Here is a 13,174-nt window from a genome sequence, read left to right on the forward strand (position 1 = left end):
CCTCAGGCCACGCTGATCAACTCGATGCGTATCGCGCATTTTTTATAGTCGGTCTGCTTGGAGATCGGGTCGGTGGCATCGAGCGTGACTTTGTTGATCAGCTTGTTGGCATCGAAAAACGGCACGAAGACCAACCCCTGGGGCGGTTTGTTGCGACCGCGGGTTTCGATGCGGGCGCGGATCTCGCCGCGACGGCTGACCAGCTTCACTTCGCTGCCGCGACGCGCCTTCAGAGCCTTGGCGTCGTCGGGGTGCATGTAGACCAATGCATCCGGCACGGCCTTGTGCAGCTCTTCGACACGCTGGGTCATGCTGCCGGTGTGCCAATGTTCAAGGACGCGGCCGGTGGACAGCCAGAACGGGTAGTCGGCGTCCGGGGCTTCGGCGGGCGGCTCGTAGGGCAGGGCGAAGATGATCGCTTTCTTGTCCGGGTAGCCGTAGAACTGCACCCCACTGCCTTTCTCCACATAAGGGTCGAGCCCTTCGCGGTAGCGCCAGCGGGTTTCCTTGCCCTCGACCACCGGCCAGCGCAGCCCACGTTCGCTGTGGTAGCGGTCGAAGGTCGCCAGGTCATGCCCGTGGCCGCGACCGAACTGGGCGTACTCCTCGAACAGCCCTTTCTGCGGGTAGAAACCAAAGGCCTTGGCTTCATCGTTCTTGTAGCCGGCCTCCATCTGTTCGACGGGAAACTGGTCGACCTGGCCATTCCTGAACAGCACTTCGAAGAGGGTCTTGCCCTTGAGTTCGGGGGCCTGGGCCAGTAGTTCGGCGGGCCAGGTTTCATCGGTGGTGAAGCGCTTGGAAAATTCCATCAGTTGCCACAGGTCCGAGCGGGCATCGCCCGGCGCGCTTACCAACTGGTGCCAGAACTGGGTGCGCCGTTCGGCGTTGCCGAAGGCACCTTCCTTTTCCACCCACATGGCGCTGGGCAGGATCAGGTCGGCGGCCTGGGCGGAAACGGTCGGGTAGACGTCGGAAACGATCATGAAATTGTCCGGGTTGCGCCATCCCGGCAGGACTTCCTGCATGATGTTCGGCCCGGCCTGCATGTTGTTGCTGGCCTGGGTCCAGCAGACATTGAGCACACTGTCCTTGAGCATGCGGCTTTGTTCCACCGCGTGGAAACCGGGCTTTTCCTGGAGGGTGCCGGCGGGCAGCTTCCAGATTCTTTCGGCGGTGGCGCGGTGCTTGGGGTTGGTCACCACCAGGTCGGCAGGCAAGCGATGGGAGAATGTACCCACCTCCCGTGCCGTACCGCAGGCCGATGGCTGGCCCGTCAGCGAGAAGGGACTGTTGCCCGGTTCGCTGATCTTGCCGGTGAGCAAATGGATGTTGTAGATCAGGTTGTTGGCCCACACCCCGCGCGTGTGCTGGTTGAAGCCCATGGTCCAGAACGATACGACCTTGCGCTTGGGGTCGGCATACAGCTCGGCAAGGCTTTTCAGGCGCTCGGCGGGAACCCCGGTTTCCCTGGCGGTGCGCTCCAGCGTGTAGGGCTTGACGAAGGCGGCGTACTGCTCGAAGGAGATGTCCGTCCAGGTGTTGGCCTTGGTGGCGTTGGCGGCTTTCTGCTCCCTTGGATCGTCGGGGCGCAGGCCGTAGCCGATGTCATCCGCGCCCTTGGCGAAGCGGGTGTGCTTGCTGATGAAATCCTGATTGACGGCGCCGCTTTCGATGATGTGATTGGCGATGTAGTTGAGGATCATCAGGTCGGTTTGCGGCTTGAACACCATGGGAATATCGGCGAGTTCGAAGCTGCGGTGCTCGAAGGTGGACAGCACCGCGACTTTCACGGTCGGCTGGCTGAGGCGCCGGTCGGTGACCCGACTCCAGAGTATCGGGTGCATCTCGGCCATGTTCGAGCCCCAGAGCACGAAGGCGTCGGTGGCTTCGATGTCGTCGTAGCACCCCATCGGCTCGTCCGCGCCAAACGTACGCATGAAGCCCATCACCGCCGAGGCCATGCAGTGACGGGCGTTGGGGTCGATGTTGTTGGAGCGCAAGCCTGCCTTCATCAGCTTGTTGGCGGCGTAGCCTTCCCATACCGTCCATTGCCCGGAACCGAACATGCCGACCGAGCCGGGACCTTTGTCTTTCAGGGCCTGCTTGAATTTCAACGCCATGATGTCGAAGGCCTTCTCCCAACTGATCGGTTGGAATTCGCCTTGTTTGTCGTACTGGCCGTTCTTCATGCGCAGCAGCGGCTGGGTCAGGCGGTCGGAGCCATACATGATTTTCGACAGGAAATAGCCCTTCACACAGTTCAGCCCGCGATTGACCTCGGCCTTGATGTCGCCGTGGGTGGCGACCACCCGGTTGTCCCGGGTCGCGACCATGACGCTGCAACCGGTGCCGCAGAACCGGCAGGGTGCCTTGTTCCAGTCCAGGGTGACCATGTCGGCTTCGGTCACCAGGTTGCTGGCCGACGTCATGATCGGAAGACCGGCAGCGGCGGCGGCAATGGCGGCGGCCTGGGACTTGACGAACGCTCGGCGGGTCAGGCTCATTCGGGGTCACCTTCGGGTTCGAGGAGCTCGTGATAGATCAGCGCGGCATTGAGAACGCCTGGCAGGCTGTTGATCTGTTGAATGCGCTGCAGAATCTGGTCTTCATCCACGGCCTCCAGCACCACCACCAGTTTTCCGGCAGCACTTTGCTGATGAATTTCCAGGCCTTCGAGCAAGCACAGGTTCGCCTTGACCGCTTCGAACAACGAGGGCCGGGCGAGTACGACAAGACTGGCAATGTGCAGGGCTTCGTCCATGAACGGGCTCCAGCGCGTTGAGCAAAAGTCATCCGTCAGTTAGGCGGACCGGGCGGGCCGTAGAGCATCTGGAAAAACCAGACGAGAAACCCGTAGCCGCCGACGATGGCGACCGATAACAACGGAAAGAGACAGACAACAAGGAACAGGAACAGCCGAGTTTCCTTGCGGCGTTCGGGTTTGCGATCTTCAGCCAATGACATGGGCAATCTCCAGCCGACCTGGATTGATACTAGCCCATGATGTTTGTGTGGTTTATTGGGTCGGTATTATCCGACCAGCGGTCAAGAGGCTGTGGAGCCGGCCGCAATTTCGATACCTGGCCCAAAAAACTGTGGGAGTAAACCTGCTCGCGAAAGCGGTCGATCAGCCAGCAAACCAGCCAGCTGAACCAACGCCTTCGCGAGCAGGCTCACGCCCACCAAGGGGACTTTGGTGTTCGGTGTCGGCTTACAACCAGTAACGCAGGCCGAGCATCAGGGACTGGGCCTTGTACTCGGTTTTCACATCACCCTGGGGCAGGTTCTGGATGTCGCCGAAATGGGCTTCACGCGTCTTGAAGTAGCGGTAGTCCAGGGACATGGACCAGTGCTCGGCGAGTTCGAAACCGACCCCGGCACCGAGCTGGTAGGCCGGGACCGTGTCGCGGTGGCTGTTGCCGAACTGGACGCCACCGGCTTCCAGGCCGCTGATGGTCAACACCGCATAGCCCAGGCCGCCGCCGACGTAAGGCGTGACCCGGTTCAACGGCGCTGGCAGGTTCGAGACGTCGTACCAGAGGTTGGCCATCAGGCTGCTGGCTTCCTCTTTCCCTTCGCCGTCGATGCTGCCGCCGCCTTCATAGACCCGGTGATTGAACTGGGTCAGGGTGTTCTTGCGGTAGCTCAGTTCCAGTTCGGGTCGCAGCCCGATCGGCAAGCCCCAGCCCAGCGCCAACCCGGTGGCGTAGCCGGAATGCAGCGGTTGGTTGTATTGCATCTCGACGAAATCGAGGTCGTTCTGGTTGAGGTCCTGGTCGGCGACCCAGTTCAGGCCACCCATGGCACTGACATAAGGGCCAAGCGTGTCAGCGAAACTGGACGCGGGGGCGATCAGGCCCAGGCCGATGATGCCCATGACGAAAGAGTGAGTGGTTTGCTTTAGGTTCATGCTCGATCCGAAGTGTTCTGTGATTGAAAAGTCAACGAAGCGTGTCCGGGGACCGGCGCACGGCCCCCGGCGTACTCATACGAGGTGCAGGTGCGCTGCGATTTTCTCGGCTGGGCTTCGGGAGGCGTTCGTCCGCTGCTCAGCCAGGGAGCAGAGGTTGTCCAGCGCCTTGGTCATCGCCGCCGTCAGTGCTTTGCGCAGCAGCCCCCGGTAGAGAAAGCTCAATGGACCGGAGATCCTCGCGCTATGGATGACATGGGTCTCTTCGGATGAAAGCCTGCGCATCCGATGATCGAACTCAAGGTCGATCCACAGCAGCTTCGCGGTGTTGCGGTAGCTCTCGTGCAGGCTCACGGCCTCCAGTTTCAGGGGCATGTTCAACCCGTTCTTGAGAACACATTTGCCGTGCGTCCCGGCCTGGAATGGACCCTCGAGTTCGCAGTGGCGAACGTCGGTGTCCCACAGCGGCGCTTGGGAGAAATCGCTCCAGATCTTCCAGATCTCGGAAGGCGGCGATTTGACTACGATTTGCACGTTTACATCGTTCACGGCGTCACCTTGGTTGGGGGCTCGATGAGGTTCAGGGAAGCGGTCATTCAACATTCTCAGGCGGCGGGCGCGGACTGGCTCAGCACCTGGGCGGTGATGCTGGCCTGACCGATTTTTTCGCCACGGTTGAACAGGTCGATGTAGATGCGGTTGGTCTTGAACGACCGCAACTGCGCATCGAACCCGGGTTGTGGCGCCAGCGACAGCGGACTGTTGCGCGCAATGGGCCGCTCCAGGGTGAAGCTCAAAGCCAGCAGGTTCATGGGGGTCTTGAGCGGGATATGCAGGTGACTGTGGGCAATCTGCATGTAGCACTGGCGGGCCACTTCGAGGAAATACACCATCGAATGGTGGTGCGGATCGCCCTCATGGAAGAAGTGCCGGTCCGGCAGTTCCACCGTGTCCACGCTCAAGCCCTGGGCGATCCCGCTCATCTCACTGACGATGACGTTTTCTGCGCGAGCCTTGTGCAGCAGCGCCTTGTCGCGGCAGGGCGCGGCGGTGAACGCCACGGCCGGCGAGGTCTCGAACGCCGAGCTGTGGGCCATTTCGAGCACGCAGGTGCACATCAACTGGCCGCCCTGCATGACTTTGGCGGTGAACGCCTGCGCATCCTGGCCCTGTTCCAGGTGCAATTGAATCGGCGTTTCTTTTTGCACGTACTGCTGGAACTTGATGCTCAGGCGTTTGATGTAGGCGGCGCGGCCACCCGGCGGCGTGGCGAGTTCGAGCAATTGCAGCACGCCTTCGATCAACAGGATGCCGGGGACGTGGTCCAGCGGGTGATCGAAGAAGTAAGGGTGGGCCTCGTTGACCACCAGCTGCGCCTGCAAGGCATGCGGACCTCGCCGGACGTCGGCGATCACGATATTTTCCTCGCGACGCGGCCGCAGCGCCGGACGCTGGGCGTCAGCCCCCCGGTGCAGGGCGAAGAGGCCTTCCATGGCGCGGACCCGGACCCGTAGCCCGGTCAGCAGCGTGCTGGTGAGCATGTCGCTGAGCTGCAACACATCGACACCGTCGTGCTGCGGCTCGCGCACCAGGTTGACCGGCCGCACGGGTGGGATGAGTTGCTGCAGTTCGTGGGACGCTGAATGGGCGAACCGCAGCATGAACGGCAATTTGATGGGGGCGGTCGTGGCGTCTGCGCCCTGGTGCCATTCGCGAAGTTTTTCGGTGAACAACCACATCACTGTCTTGCCGGCGTCGCGCACCTCGATCACGGTGTGGCTCGCCTTGCGCAACATCACCGCCAACAGGGTTTCGATGCCCGTGGCTTCAGCCAGGAAACCGGTCATGTCCCGCAGCGAATCCTGTGCAGGCGCTGGATCGGGTTGCAGTTCGCAGACCTCGACATGGGGGTATTGATCGCGCGGCTTGCCGGCCAGGCGGCAGGCTTCGTCCAGCGAACGGGCAGCGTGGGCCAGCACGGCCGCGCGAATCACCAGCAAGGGTTTTTCGCGGGCGCCTGCCTGATGACGGCGCAGGGCAAATACACCCAGCCCTTCACCTTGCAAGACCGGGGAGCGCTGGGCCCGTTCGACCTCGATCTCGCCGCTGATAAAGCGTCCGGCCCCGAGCAGCAGCGTGGTGATGCCGTCGTTGAACCATTGCGGGGAAGCCAGCAGGGTTTGCCAGAACAGGCCCGTGGTGCCCACCAGGGTCTGATGGAAACCCCTGAAGTCAAAGATCTGCGCCGGGTACCCGGACAGCATGTTCGGCAGCATGGTTGCCACGTCCGTGACCTCGACACCCGGTGGCGTCCCTTCGGCATGGCCGTAGAAATGATGGGCGCTGCTGTACGCGTTGCTGAAACGCTCGCCGCCCATGTTGCAGCACATGACCATCGCCGTGTCGGGCGAGCCGGCGACACCTGGCAGGCGGCGCAGCAGGTGATTGACGCGGTCGGTGATCAACAACTTGAACGGATCGACATGGGCCAATGGCTTGGGGCCCATGCCGAAACCGTCGATGTCGATGAGCTGGTCTCGGGCAAGGAATTTCCCCTGCAGCAACGGTTGCTCGGGCGTCACGGTGTAATCCACGAAACGCCCGTAGGGGAACACCACCGAAGGGGCCGCCGGCTGGTCGAACTGTTGCTGGAAGGCGTGCAAGGAACTGTGGCTGCCCAGCGCGGCTTCGGCTTCGACAATCGCAAGGTCCAGCATCAGCACGCCGGGAGCAACCCGAGGGGCGGCGAGCGCGTGGCCGGGCACGTACTCATCCACCACCAGGTGAGCGTTGGCCCCGCCAAAGCCGAAGCTGGAAATGCCGACGCGGATCGCCGAGGAGCGCTCCGCCAGCGGCTGCACCTGCCCGGTGGCAAGCCGCAGGCACGTCTCGTCGACCTTGGCACTGGGGCGGTAGCCAGGTTGGGGAGGAATGCCTTTGTGGCGCAGGATCATCAAGGCCTTGGCCAGCGAAGGACCCCCGGCGGCCGCCAGCGGGTGGCCAATGACCGACTTGATCGAGCCGATGGTGATTTTCCGGTCGTCGGGGCGGTGGCCTGCGAAGAAACTGTTCAGCGAAGCCAGCTCGGTGGCATCACCCAGCGGGGTGCCGGTGCCGTGGGTTTCGATGTAGTCGACGTCGCTCGGGTCGAGGTCCGCGTAGGCGCGCTGGTAAGCGGTGAACTGCGCCTGTTTTCCGGGCGCGAACACTGAGCCTTCGGCGCCGTCGGCGGACAATCCCAGGGCCCGCAGGACCCCCAACGGTTGGCGCTGGGCAAGCAAGGCCTGGGCGACGGGCTCGACCAGAAAGGCTACCGCGCACTCGCCCGGCACGATGCCGTCGGCATCCTGGCCGAAGGCTTCCATTTGGGCGCGGGCAGAGAAGGCCGTCAGTTGAGAGAAGCCGAGGAACAATGCCGGCGGCAATACCGTGTTGAGTGCCATGACGATGGCGTTGTCGGCCTGTCCACTGTTGACCAGCGCCTGGGCCATGTCGATGGCGTAGGGAAACGAACTGCAAGCGGTGTCGACTGACAGCGCCGGGCCGCCCAGGCCAACCGCCGCGGCGAGTTCCGCCACCTGTTCGCCCGGCGTATAGCCTTGCTCTGCAGCGGCTTTGGCGGCTATGCCGCTGACGAAGAAGCTCTCGTCGCTCCAAGACGTCGCCACCACCAGGGCCGTGCGCTCGCAGGTCAGGGCCGAACCTTGAGCGGCGAGTTGGCCGAGCAGTGTCTGGAGGACTTTCTGGCCGATAGCGACTTGTCGCCCTTCATGTCGCGAAGGGGTTTCGGGGGCATCGGTCAGGCAAAAGGCGCTGTCCAGGTAGACGCGATTGCGTTCCCCCGGTTTTGCCGAATAGATCGACGCCTTGTCCAGTTCCCAACGGGCCGGCATCGATTCGATGGGCGCTATCTGCCCCTGGGACAGCAGGTGCCAGAGCGCGTCGATGGACGACGCCCCAGGAAATTCACCGGCCATCGCACTGAAGCAGAAATCGCCTGCTGTGGTCACTGCGCCACTCATACCTTGTCTCCTGATCGCCAAAATGCTGGGTGATCGGCTCGATCACCCGGATTCCATTCCTGTATTGCGCAGCGTGTTTCAGCCCAGCCTTGCCAGCAGTGACAGGGCGTCCTGGGGCGTGCGACGGGACATCAGCGCTTCGCCGGCAAACTCACTGGCCGAGCAGTGTTGGGCCATGGATTGGCAGAGCGTTTCGCGGCTGAAGCCATTGAGGCCCAATTGGGCGAAAGGTGTCTGGACATCGATCGACTGCGCGGTGTCCGCGACCAGCGGCGACAGTGTGTCGAGCAGCAGGTTGTGGGCCGGCGCCGGCGTCTCGGCCGTGACCGCCGCCGGGGCGGGTTCGCAGGCCTCGGGCCCTGGGCCGGCAAGGGCGGCATCGATCAGGGCGATGGTCGCCTGCGGGTACTTGGCGTTGGCCAACTCGGAGCTGTTGGCCTTGAGCTGTGGCCACGTGGCGACCACGGATTCGAGGAAGTCCAGTTGCACCAGCGAGTCGAGGCCCAGGCCTTCGTAGGTTTGGTTCAGGTCGATCTGCTCGGCCGAAAAACCGGTGATGGTCGCCAGTTGCGCCAGTACCCAGGCTTGCACATCCACCGCGGGCGCTTGTGGGTCGGCTTCAAGGCGAGCCAGCAGGGCCGTCGGGGTGGGCGCATCGAACAGCTGCGAGGTTTGCGCCTGCTTTTCCGGGAAGTGCTGGGCGAGGGATTCGAAGATGTCCACCAGCCCCAGGGAGTCGATGCCCAGGCTCTCGAAACTTTGATCGAAGTCGATCTGCTCCTGCTTGAAGCCGGTGGCCGAGGCGATCTCGGCGCGCAACCATTGGGCGTAGTCGAGTGCCGCAGGTGCTTCGACGACGGGCGCCGCGGCCAAGATCGGCGCCGTGGCGTGGACCGTTTCGAGCACCGCAACCGGCTTGTTCACCGGGGCATCGATGCCTTGGGCATAGACCCCTTCGATGACTTGCTTGTGCGCGCTGAAGTAATGCGCGGTGACGGACTCGGCCTGCTCCAGCAGGCGCATCAGGATCGATTCCTTGGCGACATTGGATTCGCACAGTGAATCGATGATCTTTTCCGAAAGGGAAAAATAGCTGTGGGCTATTTTTCCATTGGACACGATGAATTCCTGCACAACATCGTTAAGTTGCAAGCGCATGAGGTTCTCCTAACCGAAGTCGGTAGACGTTTCTGTCAATAAGAAAAATCAAAAAGTCATGGCCCAGGGCCGGGCCTTGGGTGAATCCACCCATCAAACGGGCAGTAGTCGACAGGGCGACTTAAAGTTGGAGTTCTACTGCGTCAACCTCGGACGGTGTTGTTCTTGTGGCACCCTTGAGTAACCCGGACCTCAGGTTCAGATACGCCACCAGGGTCATGGCGTCGGCGCCCTGGAAGGCAATGTAGCCATCAGGACGAATCAGCATCAGCGTGCCCTCGCTGGCGTGGTAGCGCTTGTGCAGCCGCCAGTCAGGGTCGAGCAACGTCGAATGCCAGGCGGGCAATCCGGCGCTGCTGAGGGCGTCGATCACGCAATAGGCCTTGATGCCCGGGTAGTCTTTTTCCACGGTCTGGGCCAGGGTGTAATAGCCCGGCAGCAGCGGTGAAAACTGATCGGCCCCGGTGAACACCAGCAGCGTGAAAGTGCCGTGGAACAGGTCGATCAAGCGTTTTGCCGGCAGCCCTTGCAGTTGCCACAGCTCGACATCCGGCGCCAATTGCCCCGCGCGCGGCGCCGCGCTCTGGAACTCGGGCTTCTGGCCTTTGCGGTACCAGTTCTTGCGCTGTTTTTTCGTCAGCGACTCCTGGATGTAATCGCTTTTAGCGTAGTGGTATTGGTGACCGGAAATCATCGACGGCAGCTTGCGCTGGACCTTCTTGCGGTTGCTCAACAGCGGCAGGACATTGTCCCGCAGCCAGACCAGGGCGCGTTGGCGGACGGTGATCAGGCCGGTCAGGCGGTGGGCGGTGTTCTCGACTTCGAGGGCGACCGGGTAGCGCTCGTCGTTATAGCTGTCGAGCAGGGAGGGCTCCGCCAGGCCCTGCTCGACGTAGGCCATCTTCCACGCCAGGTTGTAGGCCTCGGAAACCCCCAGGTTCATCCATTGCCCGCCGATCGGGCTGCCGATGTGCGCGGAGTCGCCCACCAGGAATACCGAACCCTGCTGCATGGTCTGCACGCGGCGATGCTGGAACGAGGCGATAGTGGTCGACGAGATGTTGGACAGCGTCATCTTCTGCCCGCGTCCTTCGCACAACCGCTGGAAGTTTTCCAGGCTCAGGGAAGGGCGCTCGCCTTCCGGCGGCAGGTTGTAAGGCATCTCGATGAACAGGCGATAGCGGGATTGGGCGCTGATCGGCGCGACCGCCACGTAACCGTCCTGCGCGCCGAGGAAGAAGGCGCCTTCGTCCTTGCTGCCGGACCACTCGATGTCGGCGTCGGCCAGCATGAAGAAGCGGTCGTAGGACGAACCTTCGAACGTCATGTCCAGGCGTTTGCGGATGTTGCTGCGCGCGCCGTCGCAGGCGGCCACCCAGCGGGTGGTCAGCGTTTCTTCGTGGCCGTCGGCGTGCCGCAGGGTCATGTTCACGGCGTCGGGCTGGTTTTGCAGGTCCACCAGCTCGGTGTTCCACTCGACCTGCGCGCCCAGTTCATTGAGCCGCTCCAGCAGCAGTTTCTCGGTCTGCGGCTGCGGCAGGCTCAGCAGCAACGGGTACGTCGCATCCAGGTAGGAGAAGTTGTAGTTCAACACCCGCTTGGCGTTCGACTGCACCGAAAACTGGTTGATGGTGAACCCATCCCTGACGGCTTGATCGGCGATGCCCAGGTCGCGGAAGATTTCCAGGGTGCGCGAATGGATCGCCATGGCCTTGGTCGCGGTGGAAGGGCCGGCGTTCTTTTCGATGATGCGAAAGCCAACCCCCCACTTTTTCAGCATGATCGCCAGAGACAGGCCAATCGGGCCGGCGCCTGCGATCATGACGGTGGGGGCGCTGCCAGGGCGCTTGAAATACGTGGGGGCCAACGTGCTCAGAGTGTTCATCGGTCAGTACCAATTTCTGTAGAAGGGAGAGTGAGCGATGCCGAGCAGGGCATCGTCGCCAGATGAGTCGCCGTAGGCATAAATGTAGAAGTCATCGAGGTTGCTCAAGCAGCCCTTGAGCCGTGTGACTTTCTCTCTCTCAACGCAATTGGTGCCGCAAATGCCGCCCGTCAGTTTGTTTTTCGCTGTGGCCAGGCGAGTGCCGCAGACGTAGTCGAAACCCACCGCCTGGCCCCAGGGGATCAGGTAATTCTCGGGCGAGTTACTGACCAGCGCGGTGACGTGGCCCATGGACTGGTGCCATTGCAACCGGCGCAGGGCCTCGGGGCGCAGCCACAGTGGCAACAGTTCGGTGATGAAGTACTTGGCGTGCTCGCGCTCATCGTCCACGGACAGGCCGCCCAGATAACAGGCGATGAAGGCCAGCCGGGCTTGCATCAATGGGGTGATCCCGACGACCACGCTGAGCATTTTCGGCAACAGGGGAATGATCCTGAGCCAGAACGACCGGGTGCCGGCGATGTAGCGCATGTAGCGCCAGAACGTGTGCCGGTCGGTCAACGTGCCGTCGAAATCGAAGACGGCCAGTACCGGTTGGGTGTTGTCAGCTTGCATGAGCCACTTCCTTGAGCGCGATGATTTCGATGGTCCTGGGCAGCTTGAAGCCCGACAGGTAGCGCGAAAGCATGGTGGCGATCGCGTTCTGGGTCAGGTCGGCACTGCCTTCCACGCACAGATGCAAGACGTTCACTTCCTTGTTGTCCGGGACGATGTAGGCCTTGGCGCGCGTTACGCCAGGGTGTTTCAGGGCGATGGATTCGATTTCCGTCAGGTCGACCATTTGCGCCTTGATCTTCGAGATCCGCAGGCGCTGGCAATAAAAGAACACATGGCCGTCTTCGTTCTGCCACACCAGGTCTCCGGTGTGGAACCAGCCATCACGCCAGAACCGGGCGTTGGCGTCATCGGCATCCAGGTAACCGTCGATCACCATCGAACCGCGGATCAGCAGTTCCCCGATGCGTCCGCGGGCAACGTCACGGCCCTCGGCGTCGACGACTCGCAGGTCCACACCGCTGATCGCGCGTCCCATGGCACCGCGGTGGACTTGGCCAATCGAGCTCTGGACGATCACCGGCATGCTTTCGGTCAAGCCATAGCCTTGCAGCACTGCGTTGCAGCCGAGCAACTTGCCCAGCTTCTCGGCTTCGTCGGCCGGCAGGTGGCTGCCGCCGGAATAGACCATCAATTTCGGGTGCATCGGCAACAGCGCGCCCTTGCGCTTGGCCAGGCGCGTGTTGAAGTAGCGGATGACGTCGGGCACCAGGCAGGCGAAGCTGACCTGATGTTCGGACAGGACTTCAGCCAGGTCGCGGTTAAGCAGCGTGTTGGTCATCAGCAGGGTGGCGCCGATGCTCAACGGAAACACCATCATCACGGACAACCCGAAAATGGCGTAGAGCGGCAGCGTCACCAGATGGACCGACCCGACGCCTTGCAGATGGAATTGCTCGTGCAGCCCGTCGCTCGATTGCGTCAGGTCGAGATAGCGGTGGGCCACGGCCAGGGGCTTGCCCAGGCCCCGATAAGTGAACTGCACCGAGACCACCGGGTTGTCCTCGGGCAACATCAGGGGTTCGGCCTCGTGCGGCACCTGAGCGACGGCAGTCGCATGGGCTGGCAGCGCCGCCGCCGGCTCGTCCCCCACCTCCAGCACCAAGGTATGGCGGATGCCGGAGTCCGGGTGGAACAGCTCGCTGTGCTGCACCGCCAGCGCGGCAGTCGTGACCACCAGCGTTGGCCCGGCCAGGCCGATGACGTTGGACATCTCGAACGGCGTCAGCTTGTGGTTGAGGATGACCGGCACCGCGCCGCGACCGATGATCGCCAGGTAATAAGCGATGAACGCCACGCTATTGGGCAGCACTAACGCAACGTTATCGCCGGGGACAACATCGAGCGCTTTAAGCACACCATTACAGCCCTGTGCCATGTTTCGCAATTGACGGTAAGTGACGGTCTGTTCTTCCGCGTCCAGATACTTGATGGCTATCTGATCGGGGAAAGATTCCGAAAAACCGACAAAACGATGCAGAAAACCTTCTTTACTGGAAAGGCTTTTCATATACCAACCTCTTTCAATCCTTGGATGTATGGCGTGTCTGAAAAGTGCTACAGAGGCAGGCTATAGTTGTT

The 13,174-nt window shown here is 62.1% G+C and carries 10 protein-coding genes; all 10 read right to left on the reverse strand.

Features of this window, described 5'->3' with window-relative positions; genetic code table 11:
• Positions 1–2: 2 nt before the first annotated feature.
• Positions 3–2,507 carry a nitrate reductase catalytic subunit NapA gene (gene napA / locus V5F23_RS11645; protein ID WP_042728645.1) on the reverse strand — a complete coding sequence of 835 codons (2,505 nt, stop codon included), beginning with the start codon at positions 2,505–2,507 and terminating at the stop codon, positions 3–5.
• Positions 2,504–2,764, reverse strand: coding sequence for a chaperone NapD (locus V5F23_RS11650; protein ID WP_042728644.1), 261 nt, complete (start codon positions 2,762–2,764; stop codon positions 2,504–2,506). The genes napA and V5F23_RS11650 overlap by 4 nt, the downstream gene beginning before the upstream one ends.
• Before the next feature lie 35 nt (positions 2,765–2,799).
• Complete coding sequence (napE, locus tag V5F23_RS11655) at positions 2,800–2,967, reverse strand: periplasmic nitrate reductase, NapE protein (RefSeq protein WP_042728643.1); 168 nt, start codon at positions 2,965–2,967, stop codon at positions 2,800–2,802.
• A gap of 247 nt (positions 2,968–3,214) precedes the next feature.
• Positions 3,215–3,913 (reverse strand): outer membrane beta-barrel protein, encoded by a 699-nt coding sequence (locus V5F23_RS11660; protein WP_042728642.1) that lies wholly within the window; start codon positions 3,911–3,913, stop codon positions 3,215–3,217.
• A 75-nt stretch (positions 3,914–3,988) separates the two neighbouring features.
• On the reverse strand, positions 3,989–4,462 hold the full coding sequence (locus V5F23_RS11665; protein WP_123578149.1) for an SRPBCC family protein: 474 nt from the start codon (positions 4,460–4,462) through the stop codon (positions 3,989–3,991).
• Between the two features lie 56 nt (positions 4,463–4,518).
• Entirely contained in the window at positions 4,519–7,935 is a 3,417-nt protein-coding gene (locus tag V5F23_RS11670; protein WP_123578055.1) for a beta-ketoacyl synthase N-terminal-like domain-containing protein, read from the reverse strand.
• Between the two features lie 78 nt (positions 7,936–8,013).
• Positions 8,014–9,093: an acyl carrier protein gene (locus tag V5F23_RS11675; RefSeq protein WP_053145014.1), complete on the reverse strand. Its 1,080-nt coding sequence runs from the start codon at positions 9,091–9,093 to the stop codon at positions 8,014–8,016.
• A gap of 121 nt (positions 9,094–9,214) precedes the next feature.
• Positions 9,215–10,978, reverse strand: a complete 1,764-nt coding sequence (locus V5F23_RS11680; protein WP_338498468.1) for an FAD-dependent monooxygenase — start codon at positions 10,976–10,978, stop codon at positions 9,215–9,217.
• Positions 10,979–10,981: 3 nt separating this feature from the next.
• A complete protein-coding gene (locus V5F23_RS11685; RefSeq protein WP_042728637.1) occupies positions 10,982–11,593 on the reverse strand; it encodes an HAD-IB family hydrolase in 612 nt (203 codons plus the stop codon).
• The gene (locus tag V5F23_RS11690; protein ID WP_338498470.1) at positions 11,583–13,103 is read right to left on the reverse strand and encodes a class I adenylate-forming enzyme family protein; all 1,521 of its coding nucleotides are present in this window, start codon (positions 13,101–13,103) and stop codon (positions 11,583–11,585) included. The genes V5F23_RS11685 and V5F23_RS11690 overlap by 11 nt, the downstream gene beginning before the upstream one ends.
• Positions 13,104–13,174: the final 71 nt, after the last annotated feature.

The sequence above is a fragment of the Pseudomonas sp. WP18 genome (genome assembly GCF_036689585.1).
Lineage (GTDB): Bacteria > Pseudomonadota > Gammaproteobacteria > Pseudomonadales > Pseudomonadaceae > Aquipseudomonas > Aquipseudomonas chlororaphis_E.

Excerpts from the sequence above, each read along its gene's own strand:
- napA (WP_042728645.1), bottom strand. The coding sequence starts at position 2,507 with ATGAGCCTGACCCGCCGAGCGTTCGTCAAGTCCCAGGCCGCCGCCATT.
- V5F23_RS11650 (WP_042728644.1), bottom strand. The coding sequence starts at position 2,764 with ATGGACGAAGCCCTGCACATTGCCAGTCTTGTCGTACTCGCCCGGCCC.
- napE (WP_042728643.1), bottom strand. The coding sequence starts at position 2,967 with ATGTCATTGGCTGAAGATCGCAAACCCGAACGCCGCAAGGAAACTCGG.
- V5F23_RS11660 (WP_042728642.1), bottom strand. The coding sequence starts at position 3,913 with ATGAACCTAAAGCAAACCACTCACTCTTTCGTCATGGGCATCATCGGC.
- V5F23_RS11670 (WP_123578055.1), bottom strand. The coding sequence starts at position 7,935 with ATGAGTGGCGCAGTGACCACAGCAGGCGATTTCTGCTTCAGTGCGATG.
- V5F23_RS11675 (WP_053145014.1), bottom strand. The coding sequence starts at position 9,093 with ATGCGCTTGCAACTTAACGATGTTGTGCAGGAATTCATCGTGTCCAAT.
- V5F23_RS11680 (WP_338498468.1), bottom strand. The coding sequence starts at position 10,978 with ATGAACACTCTGAGCACGTTGGCCCCCACGTATTTCAAGCGCCCTGGC.
- V5F23_RS11685 (WP_042728637.1), bottom strand. The coding sequence starts at position 11,593 with ATGCAAGCTGACAACACCCAACCGGTACTGGCCGTCTTCGATTTCGAC.
- V5F23_RS11690 (WP_338498470.1), bottom strand. The coding sequence starts at position 13,103 with ATGAAAAGCCTTTCCAGTAAAGAAGGTTTTCTGCATCGTTTTGTCGGT.